Origin of the sequence: Psychrobacter sp. Arc29, assembly GCF_041431175.1 — a bacterium.
Lineage (GTDB): Bacteria > Pseudomonadota > Gammaproteobacteria > Pseudomonadales > Moraxellaceae > Psychrobacter.
The window spans coordinates 466,695-484,739 of sequence record NZ_JASMRR010000002.1; the positions used below are offsets into that span (position 1 = coordinate 466,695).

The following is an 18,045-nucleotide window of genomic DNA, read 5'->3' on the forward strand; positions in this document are numbered from 1 at the left end:
AAAAGTTAAAAAGCAAAGTTATAAAAATGGGTCAATTTTCTTAGTCATCTTTTTGGTGGCTTAGATGATTGGCTCTTTTTTTGTGTACAATAAATCAGTGCTTGAATTGTTTATATCATGGTCAGTTCGAAGACAGTTATGCGACCACTGTTATCCTCATTTTATCTTTATTTGGTTGTCACTGATTTGAACTCTATACCGCTCCTCCTAAATGAGTAAGGATACTTATGAAATTTCGATATGCACGACACACCAATAATTTGGACATTATTACTGATTTTTATCAGAACATTGTTGGGCTAGAAAAGCTGGGCGGCTTCAAAGACCATAATGGTTACGATGGTGTTTTTTTAGGATTTCCCAATCAGGATTGGCATATGGAATTTACCTATTCCGCTGATAAAGCAAACCATCATCCTGATAGGGACGATTTGATCGTATTTTACTTAGATAGCGAAGAGGAAATCCAAAGCGTTGTAGATAGAGCGCAACAGGCAGATATACTACCAGTCACCTCACAAAATCCTTATTGGAATGAAAACGGCATTGAGTTAACTGATCCAGACGGATTCGGCGTCATACTAACGATAAGTCCGTTGAAGTAGAGAACTAGAATCAGTCTGTTTAGGGTGTGTCATTGGAGTTTGCCGATTAGCGGTGATGGTGTGGTTGGGCTGCTGATTTATAAAAATGAGTCAGTTTTTTTAGTCATCTTTTTGGTGGCTTGGATGATTGGCTCTTTTTTTGTATAGTAAGTCAGTTTACTAACTGTTCGGTAGCGACAAGATAGGTTTATAATAATTAGTAGATAAAATTTTCATACTTGAAGAAATATTAATGATTTTTTCATAGTACTTCTAAATTTTACGGTCAGAAAATGTATAATTTATTAGTATTAATACAGAATCACCTCGTATAACGGAAGGACGATTTTCGTGTGGAAGAATAGATTCGATACTGTCCCTAAGTAATCCTTCATTATCCAAATAAAATTCTTCCAGTTGCTTTATATTCTCAATGCCTAATTTTTTTATTCTATTTATTAATTTATCATGAGTAAACCTTTCAATATCAAACTCATCGACAACCAAATTATATTCACCAACAAATACATCATTTTCAAAATTTATTACATTGGCATTCTCACTCATAAAGGAAGTTAGAGAGGCTTTGTTTATTTCAATTTGACTAGGATTAGTTTTAATATCTTGACTCAAACTGGTTTCATATTCCGCTATAGTTGATTTCAACTTTACAAACTCGATGTCTGCTTGTTCCAGAAGAGCTGCAACCCGATAAAAAGTACGTTTTGCAGTAGAAGGAATTTCAAACTCACCCTTATATCCTAAATCATGCTCAATTTCAGCCCATGAATGCTGTAAGATTGTCCTAATTTGAAACTCAAACTTCTGGTCTCTATAACTAGAATATTCTGGTAAATTTGTCCTATCTTTTTTTAAGTTGGCCACATAGTGTAGACTTCTATATCCAAATTTATCATTATCTATTTTTCGCTTATCTACAGAGTTGTCCTGATCTATAACAAATTCTTCTTCAATCATAGTTGCAATTTGGTCTACTTCATCATCAAAATAGGTAATTATACGCACACCAACTATATCCGTAATATCGTTCAAGACCTTATATTTTTCACTTTTTCTTATGATTTTATTTTCTAAGCTACTTCTATTCTTAACCCTAGTTTGTACCTGATGTACTCTAATATTTTTTTGCTCAAGCAATGAGTTTATTAAAGTAAGAAGAGTCTTATCCAAGTTATCTAATACATTTTTTGAACTGTCATATTCTTGTAGTATTGGGTTCATTTGGTAGCTCATTGGATGGATTGTTACGAGAAGTCGATAATTGTATCTTACATTATAAATACTCGAATAAACTAATTTATAATTAAGGATTTTGATGCATGACTTAACTACAAAACCATAGTCAAATATTTTAACTACAACTCTGTAGTCAAAATCCACCACCCTATTTAGCAACTAAATAAACACTATCCAACATGCGCACCGCCTTCCTCTGCTACAGTAAGTCATGCAAATATCCTAATAAAAAGGAGCCAATCATGAGCTTACTCAATACGCTTAACCTCACCTACCCGATTATCCAAGCGCCAATGGCAGGCGGAGCTACCACTCCTGAGCTGATTGCGAGTGTCAGTAACTTTGGCGGACTGGGTTCATTAGGCGCTGGTATGACCGCGCCAGACGTTTTGGATAGCCAAATCAATACGATTAAAACCCTAACCGACCGTCCTTTTATGATCAATCTGATGGTGTTATCTGAGCAGGAGTCGAGCAGCTTTGATACCGCCATGCCGACTTGGCTAAGTGAGTATTACCAAGAGCATAATATTGAATTTACGCTACCCGCGCGTCCAGCACAGAGCTTTGCTGAGCAGTTACAAGTCCTGTATGACAATCCCGTACCTGTCGCCAGTTTTACTTTTGGTATTATCAGCGCCGAGCAAGTTCAGCGTCTGCAACGTGTCGGCACGCGTGTCATCGGTACGGCAAACCATCCATTGGAAGCCAAAGCATGGAGCGAGATTGGTGCAGATGCGGTGTGCGTGCAAGGGGCGGAAGCAGGCGGACATCGCGGTGGTTGGTTGCCACAAAGTGAAACTGATCCATTAGGACTGCTGACGCTGATTAGTCAAACGCGCGCTTGCACAGATATTCCGTTGATTGCCGCAGGTGGCATTATGACGGGACAGGATATCAAGGCAGTACAAGCGGCAGGGGCTGAGCTTGCGCAAATGGGGACGGCGTTTTTGACCACAGATAAATGCGGTATCAATGATACGTATAAGCAAGCGCTCATTGATGCCAGTCAAGGTAGACGCAGTACTGAGACACGCTTAACCAGATTGTTCTCAGGCAAGCTTGCGCGTGGATTATTGAACGACTATTTGCGTGACTTTGCACAATTTGAGCGTGCGGATGCGCTACCGCCCTACCCGCAACTCAATGCCATGACCAAGTTTATGCGGGCGGATGCGACCAAGCGTTTGGACGCCGAGCATCTGTCGTTATGGGCAGGACAAGGCGTCACGTTGGTCAGAAACGAAAGTACAGACGCCTTGCTAACGCGATTAATAAAAGACTTGTGAATTACTGACCCTTAAGCGTTGCACGAAACGCTTTGTAATCACTGGCCGTCTCTTTTACTGCCTCGATCATCGGCACATGACCGACCTCAGACATCATAATCAGCTGTGCTTGTGGCATCAGTTTGGTCATGATGGCGGCGGTCTCAGGCTTAATAATTTTATCCTCAGCACCCCAGACGACGAGCGTGGGTATATTGCGCTGCGCGATGACTTTGGCACGTGCTTCCACATTGTCTGCGGTAATCTGCTTGAGAATGTTGGCGTGCAACTCTCGGTTAGCGATATTGGTCTGAGCAAAGACGGCTTGCACGGTTTTGGGAATATAAGGCGGCTTGTACATCACGAGATTATACAAAGCAAAATAATCCTCTGTGTTTTTGACCAACAGCGGGCTGTTGTCGTTGTCGAAGCTATCATCATTAAACCTGTCTTTTGGAAACCCTGCTGACCAAAAGCCGCCACTGTCGAGTAGCCACAAGCTGCCCACGCTATCAGGATACATGGCGGCATAAGCAACACTAATGGCACCGCCCATTGAGTTACCACCGACATGAATATGAGACGCGACCCCTTTTGCTTGTAACAGCTCGTGCAAACGCTGCGCCTGAGCATCGGCACGATAATCAGCTTGCGGCGGTTTACTGGATTCACCAAAACCCAGTAAGTCTGGAATGATCAAATGATAATCACTCAGCTCTCTAGCGATACGGGTAAAGTTGTCTTTGTTTGCCCCAAATCCATGGATGAGCAATAACGGCTCGCCGTTGATATTACCGCCTTCTAGATAGGTCATGGTATCGCCAGAAGCCAGCGTCAATACCTTTTTTTCAAGCTTAGCTTTATTGCGCTCGAACTGTATCAGCTTTTGGGTGGCATTCACCGCAAGCGTGTTGGGCGCAGTGGTGCAGGCTATGACGGAAAGACTAAATAGGGCGACAAGGCTTAAACGTTTTAGTGTCATCGAAACATCCTTGTTAGAAATACAGTCAATCCACTCTTAAATTGGATCAATTATAGTATAAAAAGTATCTACGCTATGATTCTAACGATAAATGCGGCTTTATATTTATAAATCTCTTACTTTGTAGTCAAATCAGCATCCTCCTTTTCTGGATTTTTGATCAGTAGAAACTGAACTGGCCTCCTAACCGTATATAAGACACGACATCAAAAGGACAGTAACAACGTTAGTAACACATTTCGTACTAGGGTTTATGTCAGCACGTGGTTTGCTTACCGTTCTAATAAAAATGGCACGGGCATTGTCATTTATAATAAGCGTTTTTATGCGATCAGTTTCAAGTTCGTTACCTACCCCTATCCTAAGACGCATTTTTATCATAAATCAAAGCCCACTTGAATGGCGCAAAAGGAAAGACATTGAGCGACACCAGTATTGCCACTGACAAACGGCGTGACCTCACCGAAGGATCGATTGCCAAAACGATGCTCCTATTTGCCTTGCCAACCCTTGGATCGTCAGCGCTACAGTCGTTGAATGGTTCCATCAATGCCGTCTGGGTGGGCCGCTTTTTAGGAGAAGAGGCGCTCGCCGCGACAGCGAACGGCAACATTTTGATGTTTATACTCATCTCTTTCGTTTTCGGTTTTGGTATGGCGTCTACTATTCTGATTGGTCAGGCCATGGGCCGCCGTGATGAGGCGATGGTCAAAAAAACCATGGGCACGGCGCTCGGCAGTATTATTCCGATCAGTATCTTGGTGTCGGCAGGAGGATGGATATTTGCGCCAATGCTGCTGGATTTGCTTGGCACGCCAGCCAGTGCGGTGGATTTGGCTCTGACCTATCTACGGATGATTTTCGTTGCGATGCCCGTCACTCTCACGTTTACGCTGATCATGATGGCACTGCGCGGAACAGGTGATTCTACGACGCCGCTTTGGTTTATTATTATATCGGTGATTATCGATCTGATTTTGACACCGACGCTGATTTTGGGTCTAGGGCCTTTTCCCGAATGGGGTATATTTGGCTCAGCCTTCGCCACCGCCGCCGCAAACACGCTAGCACTTATTGGTATGGTTATCACGATGTACCTGCGTGGCTCTGTGCTGACACTCAGTATGCCAGAGCTGCGCTTTTTGCGCGCAGACCGAGACATTTTAAAATCAATGTTTTCAAAAGGGCTGCCGATGGGCCTGCAGATGATCGTCATCTCTTCGGCGGCATTGACGATGCTGTCACTGATAAACCGTGAAGGGGTACAGACCACCGCTGCCTATAGTGCCACCCAACAGCTTTGGACATACGTGCAGATGCCAGCAATGGCGCTAAGTGCCGCAGCCAGTGCGATGGTCGCACAGAACATCGGGGCCAATCAATGGGGTAGAGTCTCAGATATCACCCGATGGGGACTCATTTTTAACGTGATATTGACAGGCACAATTATCGCGGTGCTGACGATTTTTGATGGCACTATTTTGGGCTTTTTCCTTGGTAGTGATAGCGAGGCGTTGCCAATCGGGGAACACATTCAGCTCATGGCGACATGGGGTTTTATCTTTTTTGGGATAGCGCAAGTGCTATTTGGCACCATGCGGGCGAACGGTTATGTGATTTGGCCATTGGTCGTTATGGCGATCTCGATGTACCCCGTGCGCCTTGGATTTGCGTTTGGGCTTTATCCCCTACTCGGTGAGGACGCGCTTTGGCTGTCGTTCCCAGCAGGCATGGTAGCCACGGCTCTGATGGGCGCTGGGCTATATCTGTATGGCGGATGGCGCAAGGGTAAAAAACTGATTGCCGAAGAGGCTGCACAAGGGAGTGAAGGATATCGTGTGCATGGTGGCACCTCTGCGTCGTGTCGTGATATCACCCCGACGACTGTATGGAAACTACTCCCTTTGCGCCGTATCACAAGGCTACATCGACGACTTCGTAGACGACTGTACAGACACCGTATGATTAAGAACAGTAAAGGATCATAGCGTGGTTTATATATATGCCTAGCTTAACAGCGCTTGATCATTACGGATTTTGTTCATTGGTATGTGGTATAACTTTGACCTAACAAAAATCACCGCATGTAAAAATCTTTGCTGGGCTAAGTGTTGATTACTAACACATTACAACGTTGCATCAGCCAATAAAAAATCTACTGCGGCGGCGGCATGAATGGCAGTGGTATCAAATACAGGGATTGGGCTGTCGTCTTGCGTGATCAACAGGCCAATCTCAGTACAGCCTAGTATCACGCCCTCTGCTCCTTGCTTAGCAAGCTTGCTTATGACATCGATATAATGTTGGCGTGAGCTGTCTTTGAACTTACCGACGCACAGCTCTTTTTTGATGATACGGTGTACTTCTGCGCGTGCGTCTTCGGCGGGTATCAGTACTTGCAAACCTGCATCCATCAGACGCTGCTTATAAAAGTCTTGGGTCATCGTAAACTGCGTACCCAATAACGCTATTTTGCTAAGATTTTGTGCTTTGATAGCATCGATAGTGGCGTCTGCAATATGAATCAATGGCAGATCAGTCGCCGCCTCTACATCGCCAAATAATTTGTGCATGGTGTTGGAGGCGATCATGAGCCCTTGCGCGCCAGCCGCTTGTAAGCGCGTGCCGCTACTCGCCATCATTGCGCCCAACTCTTCCCATTCACCCGTTTCTTGTAGCGTATTGATGGGGCCAAAATCGACACTATGGATCAATAAATCTGCTGAATGTAATCCACCCAATTTAGCTTTGATGCCTTCGTTAATAATGCGATAGTAGCTTTCGGTGCTCTCCCAACTCATACCACCAATAATGCCGAGTGTTCGCTGTGCTTGGTCTGCCATTTTATTGTCCTATTTATCGTTTAGTCTTGGTTATCATAGATTATCGTCGCAAAATAGACTATAAATAATGAACTATTTTTCATTATTATTTTTAAGATATTACCTGCGAAACGAGAGCTTTCAAACGGAAAATGCGAGACATAATCGTTATGATCAGGCAGCTATCAAGATATAACAAACCTAGCTATTGATAATAACGATTTTACCAGTCCATCATCACGGCGTATCATGAGCACTGCTATCACTTGTAGGACAACCAAATATATGGCCAATTTTCCCACCATCAGAATCCGCACCCGCCGCAAATACTATCGCCTGATCTTTACGGGCCTCATGGCATTGATGATGTCGCTGATTATTTCAGCGGCGCTGATGCTTATCAAGGTGGGTTTTGTTGATGGCTTTTTTGCTGAGCTGCTGCACTCATGGGGACTGGCCTTTATTGTGGCGTGGCCCAGCGCGTATTTTTGTGCTTATATGGTGCAGGAGCATGTGCTGAGTAAGATTGAGTTTTATTGAGGATCTGGATTTGCTAACGTCAAAACAGCATTTTTTACAAACTATCTTATCTAAAAAAATACCAAAGATGATGTTATTCACCTTTGGTATTTCCTTATAAAGTAACTTAACACAGTCGTCTATTATTAAAGGATTGTTACCCTAGGATACCACCTCGACTTTATTTTTTAGGCAAGCCACTCGGTGATTGATATTCCCTTCCAGCACAGGTTTAATTTGGGCACACTCCTCATCCGCTAGGGGACAGCGCGTCCGAAACGCGCAGCCTGAGGGCGGATTAATCGGACTTGGCAAATCGCCTTCTAATAGTTGAATCGTTTTATTACGCTCGGCAATCGGATCAGGCAGCGGCACAGCCGACATCAATGCTTGAGTATAAGGGTGAGTCGGATTGCCGTACACGGCTTTATTCACCCCAAGCTCGACGGCGTTACCCAAGTACATGACCAGCACCCGATCAGCAATATGCTTGATCACCGACAAATCATGGGCAATAAAGATGAGCGCGAGTCCCATCTCTTCTTGGATGTCTTGCAATAAATTGATGACCTGCGCTTGAATAGAGACATCAAGCGCCGAGACGGGCTCATCACAGATGATAATTTTGGGCTTTAAGATTAAAGCGCGGGCAATGCCGATGCGCTGACACTGTCCACCTGAGAACTCATGTGGATATCGGTTGATCTGATTGGGCAGTAGTCCAACCTTTTTCATGATTTCGCGTACTTCGCTTTGTACGTCGCTCTTTTTCATTTTTGGATAATATGTACGTAGCGGTTCGGCAATGATATCGCCCACGGTCATTCGCGGATTTAGGGAGGCGAGCGGATCTTGAAAAATCATTTGAATGTCTTTTCGCTTCATTCGCATGGTTTTTTTGGACGCGCCGACTAGCTCTTCCTCATTGAACAGAATGCTACCAGAATTGGCTTCGATTAAGCCCACGATAGTACGAGCAAGGGTCGATTTGCCGCAGCCCGACTCACCCACCACGCCCAAGGTCTCACCAGCGAATATCTCAAACGAGACGCCATTGACGGCTTTCAACGTCGCAGGCTTTTGCCAAAAGTAAGTGCCTTTTTGTTTGATATTAAAGGTGGTGTGAACGTCACGTACTTTGAGTAACGGTGTTTTAGGCTGGGTCACGCTGCTATTAGAAGTCTGTGTCATCATCGTCTACCCCTCTATCTCTGATTGATGATTGGCATGAATATCTGCCGAGGTATCCGTTTTTGTTTCAGGATGCCAATGACAAGCGCGCTGACGATCGTGCGGCAAAAACTCGAGCGGCGGCGGTATATCACGGCAGATATCCATCGCATGAGGGCAGCGCTCATAAAAAGGACAGCCTGCAGGCAAGTCCAATAAGTTTGGCGGACTACCGGGAATCGTCTCAAGCTTGCCGATTTCATTATCCAGACGCGGAATGGCTTTTAATAATCCGATGGTATACGGATGGGTTGGAGTATAAAAAATCTCCTCCGTCTCGCCATAGGCCATCGTGCGACCCGCATACATCACAAGGACGCGATCACAAATACCCGCCACTACGCCCAAATCATGGGTAATCATGATGATCGTTGTACCAAAATCGCGTTTTAGCTCGTTCAATAGCACCATAATTTGCGCTTGAACCGTCACATCGAGTGCGGTGGTCGGCTCATCAGCAATCAACAACTTGGGGCGACATAGCAATGCCATCGCAATCATCACTCGCTGACGCATACCGCCTGAAAATTCATGCGGATACATGCCAATGCGTTTTTTGGCCTCAGGGATTTTGACCGCATCTAACATGCGTATCGACTCTGCCCACGCGTCCTTTTTATTCATGCCTTTATGCAAGATCAATACTTCGGCGAGCTGATCGCCGATCTTCATATAAGGATTGAGCGACGTCATGGGATCTTGAAAAATCATCGCCACCTGCTCGGCACGGATTTTATTCAGTACCTTTTGCGGTAAGCCTAGTAGCTCATTACCTTGAAAGCGCACCGAGCCTTTGGCATGACCATTTTTTGCTAGCAGTCCCATAATGGCAAAGGCAGTCTGCGATTTACCAGAGCCTGATTCGCCAACGATACCTAAGGTTTCACCCTCATGCAGATCAAAATTTAACCCATTCACCGCTGTCACCAGACCATCTTCAGTCTTAAACTGCACGGACAAATCTTTTACTGCTAGCAAGGTGTTGGGAAGTGTAATGAGACTGTTATTAGAACCATCATTAAGATTGTTATTACTGGTGTTACTGAAATCTTTAGTTACCACGATGTCACTCTCCTAGCGGTCTTTAGGGTCAAACGCATCACGTAGACCGTCGCCAATAAAGTTAAAGCAAAATAGCGTAATGACCAAAAAAGCCGACGGAATCAAAATCTGCCAAGGCGCGACTTGCATGGTACGAGAGCCTTCTTGCAGTAGTGCGCCCCAACTGGTCATCGGTTCTTGCACACCCAATCCCAAAAAGCTCAAAAATGATTCGAACAAAATCATCGTCGGTACCAATAGTGAGGCATAGATCACGACCACGCCAAGCACGTTAGGGACGATATGACGCAGGATAATATTGAAGCCTGAGACACCGCCAACGTGCGCCGCTTCAATGAACTCTTTACTCTTGAGGCTGAGCGTCTGACCACGAACAATCCGTGCCACATCCAACCAAGACACCAGTCCAATAGCGACAAAGATTAAGATTAGGTTACGCCCAAATATCGTGACCAATAAAATCACAAAAAACATAAACGGAAAGGCACTTAGAATCTCTAAAAACCGCATCATAATCATATCGACTTTGCCGCCAAGATAGCCTGACGTCGCACCATAGACAGTACCAAAAAGCACGGCAACCGTCGCGCCAGCAATGCCAACCATCAAGGAGATACGACCACCAACAGCAGTACGCACTAATAAGTCTCGACCCAGTGAGTCGGTACCGAAGTAATGCTTGTTTTCGATAGACGGCGCGGCTTGCATGAAGTTCCAGTCGGTTTCGGCATAACCAAAAGGGGCAAGCAAAGGGACAAATAGGACAAAAGCGCCAATCAGTAATAAGATAAAGAAGCTGGCAACGGCCGCCTTGTTTTGATAAAAACGTCGCCACGCATCTTGCCAAAGACTGCGACCTTTAATCTCTTTCGCTGGCGACAGGATGATGTCGGTGGGCTGGTCTACAATAAGGCTCATAGTTGTCCTTGTAATAATCTACTTAAATAATAATTCGCCATATTTAATACTGAATCTTTGGGTCAATCATGGCGTATAAAATATCAACAATGGCATTGAACGTAATGGTCAATACACCCACCAAAATGGTCAAACTCAGCACCACGCCATAATCGCGGTTGAGGGCACCATTTACGAATAACTGCCCAATACCTGGCAAACCAAAAATGGTCTCAATCACAATAGAGCCTGTAATAATACCGACAAAGGCAGGGCCTAAATATGAGATGACAGGCAGCATCGCTGGTCTAAGTGCGTGCTTCATGACAATCCGGTGCATCGGTAAGCCTTTGGCCCTCGCCGTGCGAATATACTGGCTGTTCATCACCTCAATCATCGAACCACGCATGATCCGCGCGATACTCGCCGTATAGGCCAGCGCTAAAGCGGTGACGGGCAATATAAGATTTTGCAGTGCGCCATCATTCCACCCACCCGCTGGCAGCCAATGCAAAATAATCGCAAAGATGAGCACCAGTAATGGTGCTTTGACAAAGCTTGGAATCACAACCCCAGTCATTGCAAATGCCATCAGCACATAATCGAGCCATGAGTTTTGCTTCAGCGCTGCCAATACCCCAAAAATCAGCCCCAAGACCAATGCTAATATAAACGCATAAACCCCAAGCTCCATAGACACTGGAAACGACTGGGACAATAGTTCGTTGACCGTGTAGTCTTTATATTTAAAAGAAGGACCGAAATCGCCGACAGCAAGCTGCCCCAAATAATGGACATACTGTAACCATAAGGGATCATTGAGATTGTATTTGGCTTCGATATTGGCCAGTACGGCTGGTGATAAGGTACGCTCGCCGGAGAAAGGATTGCCTGGCGCTAAGCGCATCATAAAAAAGGAGACAGTGATCAAAACGAATAAGGTCGGGATGGCCTCTAAAATACGCCGAAAAATCAGTTTTAACATAAGACCTCTTTATGGAAGTGCCCCTTCATAAGCTTGATTAAAGCCGGAAGGATACAACAGATATAACATGCAGTAATTGCTTACTAACAATAGCAGCGCGTGCGATGAGCCCGCCGAAGCGGTCTACATCGCACTCACCTATTAAAATCCTGATTTATCAGTGTTTGGCGATGGACAAGTCTTTTGCCTGCCAGTTGTCTAGGGCATCTTTTGTAGAAAAGCCAATGACATAAGGCTTAATGAGACGAGGGCTGACATAGTGATAGACATTCAATAAAGGCATGTCTTTATCTAGCTCAGCCTCAGCTTTGTTGTATAAATCAACACGCTGCTCGGGCGTCACACCTGGTTTTAGTGTTTGCGCCATGAGACTGTCAAAGTTGGCATTGGAGTATTTGCCGTGGTTATTACTATTACCTGTTTTTACGATATTTAAGAAGGTTGAGGCTTCGTTGTAATCACCACACCAGCCCGCACGAGCGATTTGATAGTTACCATTACGGCGAGTATCGAGGTAGGTTTTCCATTCTTTATTGATCAAACTGACATCGACAAATCCAAGCGATTGTTTCCATAGCGAGTCGACGGCGAGCGCCGTTTTCTTATGCAGGTCATTGGTGTTGTATAGCAGCTCGAATTTTAGTGGATTACTCTCGCTATAGCCTGCTTCATTCAGCAGCTTCTTGGCTTCTGCAAGACGCTTCTCTTTATCCCACGTTGACCACTCTGGTGTATTTTTTACATCACCATTGGTCGCAGTTGGTGTCAGCTGATAGGCTGCTGTTTGCCCTTGACCGATGACTTTATCGACCACCGTGTCACGATCTAACGCCAAGGCGAGTGCACGGCGCACTTTGACATCATCAAATGGTGGTTTGACGTTATTAAACTCGTAATAGTAGGTACATAGATAAGGAGAGACGGTGAGCTCATCACCGAGCTGTTCTTTGAGAGAAGCGAACTGCTCAGTCGGAACTTCATTGTAGGTCATGTCAATCTCGCCTGCCTGATAGCGCGCCACATCAGTGGTACTAGAAGGAATCGCGAGCATCGTGACGGTATCAATTTTGGTATTGGCGTCATCGTAGTAAGCAGGGTTACGCGTTAGGACGATTTGATCGTTGACTTGCCATTTACTGACTTTGTAAGGGCCATTAACCACGATGTTGGCAGGGTCAGTCCATTTATCACCGAACTCTTCGACATTCTTTTGGTTGACGGGCTTGACCGAGTTATGGATCATCATATCTGGAAAATAAGGGACAGGCTCTGATAATGTCACCTGCAAGGTTTTATCATCGAGTGCTTTAACGCCAAGCGTGTCTATGCCTGCCTTACCCTCAACGATTTGCTCAGCGCCCACGATTTTGGCATCGACTAAATAGCTCGAATAAGGGGAGGCAGTGTTTGGATCGACCAGACGACGCAGGCTATAGACAAAATCCTCTGCTGTCACAGGATCGCCATTTGACCAATTGGCATCACGCAGTTTAAACGTCCATACTTTATTATCAGGACTCTCCCAACTGGTCGCCATACCCGGAATGGTCTTACCATCTGCATCGGTATTGGTTAGACCTTCAAACATCTGTCGGTCAATACCAGCTTCAGGAACCCCTGATACTTTGTGTGGATCCAGCGACTCTGGCTCGGCGGCATTATTGACAACCAATTCTTGCTTATCAGCCAATACATTAGGGTCAATATTTGAAGATTGAGTGGTTGTGCCATCGTTTGCAGACTTATCACTACAGCCAGTTACGAACATAGTCAGTGCTATACAAGTAGGCAAAAGTGCATATTTAAAAAGGTGGTTAGAGGCAGGTATCATATAACATCCTAGCGAATAGGTGGCTGGGCAGATTTACTCAGTTTTAGTAAGTCCATTTAATTTATCCGTATACTGATACTATCCACTTCATCAATCGCTATCACAATAGTCACGGCAGGCAATGATTATCAAAGGCAAGAACTACTCTATCTCTCCTGAAACCATTATTTTTCATAGGTTTAAAAGTATATCTTCCATTCTGTTTTCACAGTCTACTTTTATACCGTTCATCGCTTGATTCAACCACTGAGATATAACTATTGAATCAAAATTGACACTTAATACTGCTAATATGCATAAATATGGATAATATTCGGTAATATATTGGATAACCATTAGTAATGAAAAACAATATAAATGTCAACAATTTTTGGTGCGCTCTAGTGGCATATTGACGTGACAGGAGCATGAAAAAATCATTTTTTCTAGACAAAAATCAAATAGAATCCCGATTGTATTATGAATTTTTTGATCATAATTTTACCATTCATCAGCAATATAATACCGCTCATAAATTTCTCATTCAGAAAATTTATTTGATATTTTTGCTCAGTGTTTACTATTATCAATGCTGATATTCAAAGGCTGCTAAATAAAATCTCCAGAAAAATGTTGTAAATTTTACTTATAATATTGTTTTCAATAACTAATCACTGTCTACAAAATTGATGTAAAAATAATGGTATAGCAGCAATGCTAAAACAGTCTGGATATCCGAACTTATTTTCTATATTGCAGTCTTCTGATTATTTTATTTTCTCTCTATTTATTTTTGTAAGACTGAGACAAAATCATGCTGGAAATGCTAAATGGCAGAATATGTATATGCCAATATCTGTCAAGGTAATGACTGAGTATTCAATCTACCTGAAACAAAACCCTACATAACGTCATCATCTATTTACTAGACGACCAGTCTATTGTTATCTATAGTATGACCCATACTGATTATATTTAAACCAGATCACACAGTACGACAGCTACACCATAACGTGGTGGTCTGGGTCCCACACACATAACAACAAATAATTGATTAAGGATAATTTATGCGCGTTGCTACTTATGATCACTTTGGCAAACCCTCTACCGTACTGAGCGTGGGCGAGCGTCCTATGCCGCAGCCTGCTGCCAACGAAGTACGTATCAAAACCATCCTCTCTCCCATTCATAACCACGATATGCTGACTGTCAGCGGGCAATACGGCTACAAGCCAGAAATGCCAGCAGTTGGCGGTAGCGAAGCGTTAGGAATTATTGATGCGGTCGGTGATGAGGTCACAGACTTAAGTGTCGGTCAGCGCGTGGCCTGTGCCAGTGTGCACGAAACATGGGCAGAGTATTTCGTCGCCCCTGCCAACATGGTATTTGTCATCCCTGATAGCATCGAAGACGAACTGGCTGCTCAGCTGATTGCTATGCCACTGTCTGCGTTAATGCTGCTAGAATTCTTGGAAGTAGATAGCGGACAATGGATCATCCATAACGCGGCTAATGGCGCTGTTGGTAAAACACTAGCCATGTTGGCAGCGGCACGCGGTGTGAACACTATTAATCTTGTACGCAGCAAAGACTCGTTAGAAGAGCTGACCGCGCTGGATATCAAAAATAATGTTGTCACTGCTGATGATGACTGGCAGGACCAAGTCCGCGCTATCATTGGTGAAGACAAAATCACTGCTGCCGTTGACTCGGTCGGCGGTGAATCGAGTAATGAGCTACTGTCGCTACTGGGCAGCAATGGTACGTTGGTCTCGTTTGGTATTATGTCAGGCAAACCAATGCAGCTAGACGCTGGCAGCCTAATTTTTAAACAAGCGATTGTTAAAGGCTTCTGGGGCAGTAAAACCAGCCAAGAAATGGATCTAGACAATAAACAGCGTCTGATTGATGAGCTACTAGAGCGCGCGACCAACGGCAATCTAAAACTACCAATTGAAGCGGTTTATGGGCTTGATGAGATTACCAAAGCCGTCTCAGGTGATGTGCAATCTGGCAAAAAAGGTAAGGTATTATTAAAACCTTAGTACCTTTAAAGTACCGTCAAAACTATAATTCACACACTGACCTTTCAATGACTATCGTCATTATAGGTACGATAGAATAAGAATAAGCCCATTTGTATTTATCCTAAAGTACAGTGGGCTTTTTTTGCTTTATTGGCTTTGCAGTCATGAGATAATTAAGCATGCGATAGTTGAGCCATGACTTATGAACATCAACAATAAAACGTAATAGGGATATCACCATGTCAAATGAGAAAACGTTCAAAGCCTTAGTCGTTGAAGAAACCAGCGATGGCGAATTCAAAAAAAGCATTCAAGAGCGCAATGTCAGTGACTTACCAAAGAACGACTTGCTCATCGAAGTGCATTATTCATCATTGAACTTCAAAGATGCCATGTCAGCCACGGGTAATAAAAGAATCACTAAACAATACCCACATACTCCCGGTATCGACGCAGCTGGCGTCGTCGTCAGTGACAAATCAGGAACATTTAGCGTAGGACAAGAAGTGTTGGTATTCGGCTATGATCTCGGTATGAATACGGATGGCGGTCTGGGTCAAATGATCTCTATACCAGCAGATTGGGCGCTGGCCTGTCCAGAAACACTAACGCTAAAAGAAGCGATGACCTATGGTACTGGCGGCTTGACCGCAGCGCTCAGTGTGCAAAAATTAGAGAAAATGGGCGCAAAACCAAGTGATGGTCCAGTCGCTGTGACTGGTGCAACGGGCGGCGTGGGTAGCATCAGTATCGCTATCCTCGCACAGCTCGGCTATGAAGTGATTGCCTTCTCAGGTAAACCAGAACAGAGTGAGCATTTAAAAGAGCTGGGCGCGAGTGAAGTACGTCATCGCGATACGATCAATGAAATCGGTAGCAAACCTATCGGCCGTGAGCTATGGGCCAATGCCATTGATACCATCGGCGGCGAGTATTTATCTAACTTACTCAAACAAACCAAAGCAGGTGGCGCGGTGACCAGTTGCGGCTTAGCGGGCGGTGCTGAGTTTTCGATGACGGTCATGCCGTTTATCACCAGAGCGGTGTCGCTACTGGGTATTGACTCTGTCTATATCCCGCTGGCTGACAAAGAAGCCATTTGGCAGCGTGTCGCCACCGATATGAAACTGCCTAATCTTGAGAGCTATGGTGAAGAAATCACCCTTGAGCAAACGCCAGAATACTTAGATCGCTTTATGTCGAGCAAAGTGGTTGGGCGTTATGTGGTGAATGTGAAGAGTTAACTCTTTAGCTTAGCAGTCAAATATTATAAAAAAGCAGCATCTCTTTTGAGGTGCTGCTTTTCTTCGGGAAAAAGTAGGTAGTTAAAAATTATATTCGCCTGCTATTACAAGCTTTCAAAGATGCTCATGTATTAAGAATCAATAAGGTGGAAATAAGTTTAGTTCACATCTGCTGGACCAAAAAAGTAATCATACACTACTCTATTTAGAAACAACTTATTTATGCTTAGTACTTCAACCAGTTTATCTTCTATAGGTTGGCCAAAAATAGCAATGTTCGGGATCTTACCAGATTCTTCAATTTCTTTAAAATCATCTATATTATTATTTAAACTCTGATATGTAGAAGGTGATGGGAGCGCTCCTAGTCTGGCCTGTGTAAAGAAAGATGGAAAAATAATACCGTCAAATCCTTTTTTGTAAGCTTCCAAGCTTAGAAGTCTCAAAATTTCGTAAGAATGCTTGCCAGCATAGAACAACATTGTAAGAAAAATATTTAAGCTCTCAAACTCAGTAACGTTTTCTAAAATTTCTGTGCTTAAATCTAACATCTTTAAATTTTTCAAAGGTCTAATTGTAGCGACGTACAATTCATCAGTTACGCTTACTCTACACTCATGAATACAAACCTCCAAATCTTGTGAAGCATAGAATATCTTGAAGCCTTCTGAATCCAGTCTACCTTTTCCTGGAAAGGGTGAGCTATCATACTCACCTATATTACTAGGTTCACTTGGTGCAACTCTCAATCTGTAGAATATTTTTGAAGTATCAAGTTCAAGAATAGGGTATTCGTTGATTATTCTCTTTATTACCTCCATTCTCTTATCTTTATTTTGAAAGTCTTCCAAGGGCGTGATATAGCCAAGAGTCCATAACCTAGGTCCATAATGAAAAAAACCCACCTTTAGATATTTTTCAAATAACCTTATATCTTGATTAATGTCGTCTGTACAAACGATGCTTGTTTCTTGATACTCATTGAACTTGATGCGGGGTGCACTTCCATAATCACCTTTAACACCACTTCCCATTACAAAAAATTGATGAGCTAAATCCTCTAAAATGCTTTTTGTCAGTTTGTAACCTTTAGTATCTTCACAATTTGTACATCTCATATCTTTTTTAATACCAAGTTTTTGTGCCGAGATTTTTAAACCTTGATTAGAAAAACAACTTGAACATAGAATAAAGGACTCTTTCATGTTTACACCAATAGTATCGATTATTTTTTAATTCTACCCTATATATGATTTGAAAAAATCGAGTTAATTATATCTATGTCCCGTCCTAAAATAGATTGATGATTTTTTAATGAGCCAGATACCCTGAGTATTTGGCTTTTTACATTAAACAGG

15 protein-coding genes are annotated in these 18,045 nt (G+C 43.5%); 6 read left to right on the plus strand and 9 right to left on the minus strand.

The genetic code is table 11. The annotated features are described in order from the left end of the window. Nucleotides 1–227 precede the first annotated feature (227 nt). The gene (locus QO189_RS04930) at nucleotides 228–605 is read left to right on the plus strand and encodes a VOC family protein (RefSeq protein ID WP_371531767.1); all 378 of its coding nucleotides are present in this window, start codon (nucleotides 228–230) and stop codon (nucleotides 603–605) included. A gap of 252 nt (nucleotides 606–857) precedes the next feature. Here QO189_RS04930 and QO189_RS04935 read toward each other — a convergent pair whose 3' ends face one another. Next, the gene (locus tag QO189_RS04935) at nucleotides 858–1,826 is read right to left on the minus strand and encodes a GTP pyrophosphokinase family protein (RefSeq protein ID WP_371531768.1); all 969 of its coding nucleotides are present in this window, start codon (nucleotides 1,824–1,826) and stop codon (nucleotides 858–860) included. Between the two features lie 257 nt (nucleotides 1,827–2,083). On the opposite strand from QO189_RS04935, the gene QO189_RS04940 reads away from it, so the two are divergent. Further along, entirely contained in the window at nucleotides 2,084–3,130 is a 1,047-nt protein-coding gene (locus tag QO189_RS04940) for an NAD(P)H-dependent flavin oxidoreductase (RefSeq protein WP_371531769.1), read from the plus strand. 1 nt (nucleotide 3,131) lies between these two features. On the opposite strand, the gene QO189_RS04945 is transcribed toward QO189_RS04940, so the two are convergent. Beyond that, nucleotides 3,132–4,091: an alpha/beta fold hydrolase gene (locus QO189_RS04945; protein ID WP_371531770.1), complete on the minus strand. Its 960-nt coding sequence runs from the start codon at nucleotides 4,089–4,091 to the stop codon at nucleotides 3,132–3,134. A gap of 419 nt (nucleotides 4,092–4,510) precedes the next feature. Between QO189_RS04945 and QO189_RS04950 the strand changes: the two genes are divergently transcribed. Further along, nucleotides 4,511–6,079: an MATE family efflux transporter gene (locus tag QO189_RS04950; RefSeq protein ID WP_371531771.1), complete on the plus strand. Its 1,569-nt coding sequence runs from the start codon at nucleotides 4,511–4,513 to the stop codon at nucleotides 6,077–6,079. Between the two features lie 138 nt (nucleotides 6,080–6,217). On the opposite strand, the gene QO189_RS04955 is transcribed toward QO189_RS04950, so the two are convergent. Then, on the minus strand, nucleotides 6,218–6,934 hold the full coding sequence (locus QO189_RS04955) for an aspartate/glutamate racemase family protein (RefSeq protein WP_371531772.1): 717 nt from the start codon (nucleotides 6,932–6,934) through the stop codon (nucleotides 6,218–6,220). Nucleotides 6,935–7,198: 264 nt separating this feature from the next. Here QO189_RS04955 and QO189_RS04960 point away from each other — a divergent pair, with 264 nt between their 5' ends. Further along, nucleotides 7,199–7,453: a DUF2798 domain-containing protein gene (locus tag QO189_RS04960; RefSeq protein ID WP_201508331.1), complete on the plus strand. Its 255-nt coding sequence runs from the start codon at nucleotides 7,199–7,201 to the stop codon at nucleotides 7,451–7,453. Between the two features lie 141 nt (nucleotides 7,454–7,594). Here QO189_RS04960 and oppF read toward each other — a convergent pair whose 3' ends face one another. The 5 genes from oppF to QO189_RS04985 all read right to left on the minus strand — a co-directional run bounded on the left by oppF (nucleotide 7,595) and on the right by QO189_RS04985 (nucleotide 13,374). Beyond that, nucleotides 7,595–8,626 (minus strand): murein tripeptide/oligopeptide ABC transporter ATP binding protein OppF, encoded by a 1,032-nt coding sequence (oppF, locus tag QO189_RS04965; protein ID WP_371531773.1) that lies wholly within the window; start codon nucleotides 8,624–8,626, stop codon nucleotides 7,595–7,597. 3 nt (nucleotides 8,627–8,629) lie between these two features. Continuing rightward, nucleotides 8,630–9,658 (minus strand): oligopeptide ABC transporter ATP-binding protein OppD, encoded by a 1,029-nt coding sequence (gene oppD / locus QO189_RS04970; protein ID WP_371531794.1) that lies wholly within the window; start codon nucleotides 9,656–9,658, stop codon nucleotides 8,630–8,632. Between the two features lie 78 nt (nucleotides 9,659–9,736). Then, nucleotides 9,737–10,642, minus strand: a complete 906-nt coding sequence (gene oppC, locus QO189_RS04975; protein WP_371531774.1) for an oligopeptide ABC transporter permease OppC — start codon at nucleotides 10,640–10,642, stop codon at nucleotides 9,737–9,739. Between the two features lie 43 nt (nucleotides 10,643–10,685). Beyond that, the gene (oppB, locus tag QO189_RS04980; protein ID WP_371531775.1) at nucleotides 10,686–11,606 is read right to left on the minus strand and encodes an oligopeptide ABC transporter permease OppB; all 921 of its coding nucleotides are present in this window, start codon (nucleotides 11,604–11,606) and stop codon (nucleotides 10,686–10,688) included. Nucleotides 11,607–11,763: 157 nt separating this feature from the next. After that, entirely contained in the window at nucleotides 11,764–13,374 is a 1,611-nt protein-coding gene (locus QO189_RS04985) for an ABC transporter substrate-binding protein (protein WP_371531776.1), read from the minus strand. A 1,109-nt stretch (nucleotides 13,375–14,483) separates the two neighbouring features. On the opposite strand from QO189_RS04985, the gene QO189_RS04990 reads away from it, so the two are divergent. Together QO189_RS04990 and QO189_RS04995 are read left to right on the plus strand one after the other, a co-directional pair. Beyond that, nucleotides 14,484–15,461: a zinc-binding dehydrogenase gene (locus QO189_RS04990; RefSeq protein WP_371531777.1), complete on the plus strand. Its 978-nt coding sequence runs from the start codon at nucleotides 14,484–14,486 to the stop codon at nucleotides 15,459–15,461. 221 nt (nucleotides 15,462–15,682) lie between these two features. Continuing rightward, nucleotides 15,683–16,687 carry a YhdH/YhfP family quinone oxidoreductase gene (locus tag QO189_RS04995; protein WP_371531778.1) on the plus strand — a complete coding sequence of 335 codons (1,005 nt, stop codon included), beginning with the start codon at nucleotides 15,683–15,685 and terminating at the stop codon, nucleotides 16,685–16,687. 158 nt (nucleotides 16,688–16,845) lie between these two features. Here QO189_RS04995 and QO189_RS05000 read toward each other — a convergent pair whose 3' ends face one another. Continuing rightward, the gene (locus tag QO189_RS05000; protein WP_371531779.1) at nucleotides 16,846–17,892 is read right to left on the minus strand and encodes an RES family NAD+ phosphorylase; all 1,047 of its coding nucleotides are present in this window, start codon (nucleotides 17,890–17,892) and stop codon (nucleotides 16,846–16,848) included. Nucleotides 17,893–18,045 lie beyond the last annotated feature (153 nt).

What these genes read in the sequence shown, in the direction of transcription:
- QO189_RS04930 (WP_371531767.1), top strand. Translation starts at nt 228, where the DNA reads ATGAAATTTCGATATGCACGACACACCAATAATTTGGACATTATTACT.
- QO189_RS04935 (WP_371531768.1), bottom strand. Translation starts at nt 1,826, where the DNA reads ATGAACCCAATACTACAAGAATATGACAGTTCAAAAAATGTATTAGAT.
- QO189_RS04940 (WP_371531769.1), top strand. Translation starts at nt 2,084, where the DNA reads ATGAGCTTACTCAATACGCTTAACCTCACCTACCCGATTATCCAAGCG.
- QO189_RS04945 (WP_371531770.1), bottom strand. Translation starts at nt 4,091, where the DNA reads ATGACACTAAAACGTTTAAGCCTTGTCGCCCTATTTAGTCTTTCCGTC.
- QO189_RS04955 (WP_371531772.1), bottom strand. Translation starts at nt 6,934, where the DNA reads ATGGCAGACCAAGCACAGCGAACACTCGGCATTATTGGTGGTATGAGT.
- QO189_RS04960 (WP_201508331.1), top strand. Translation starts at nt 7,199, where the DNA reads ATGGCCAATTTTCCCACCATCAGAATCCGCACCCGCCGCAAATACTAT.
- oppF (WP_371531773.1), bottom strand. Translation starts at nt 8,626, where the DNA reads ATGATGACACAGACTTCTAATAGCAGCGTGACCCAGCCTAAAACACCG.
- oppC (WP_371531774.1), bottom strand. Translation starts at nt 10,642, where the DNA reads ATGAGCCTTATTGTAGACCAGCCCACCGACATCATCCTGTCGCCAGCG.
- oppB (WP_371531775.1), bottom strand. Translation starts at nt 11,606, where the DNA reads ATGTTAAAACTGATTTTTCGGCGTATTTTAGAGGCCATCCCGACCTTA.
- QO189_RS04985 (WP_371531776.1), bottom strand. Translation starts at nt 13,374, where the DNA reads ATGTTCGTAACTGGCTGTAGTGATAAGTCTGCAAACGATGGCACAACC.
- QO189_RS04990 (WP_371531777.1), top strand. Translation starts at nt 14,484, where the DNA reads ATGCGCGTTGCTACTTATGATCACTTTGGCAAACCCTCTACCGTACTG.
- QO189_RS04995 (WP_371531778.1), top strand. Translation starts at nt 15,683, where the DNA reads ATGTCAAATGAGAAAACGTTCAAAGCCTTAGTCGTTGAAGAAACCAGC.
- QO189_RS05000 (WP_371531779.1), bottom strand. Translation starts at nt 17,892, where the DNA reads ATGAAAGAGTCCTTTATTCTATGTTCAAGTTGTTTTTCTAATCAAGGT.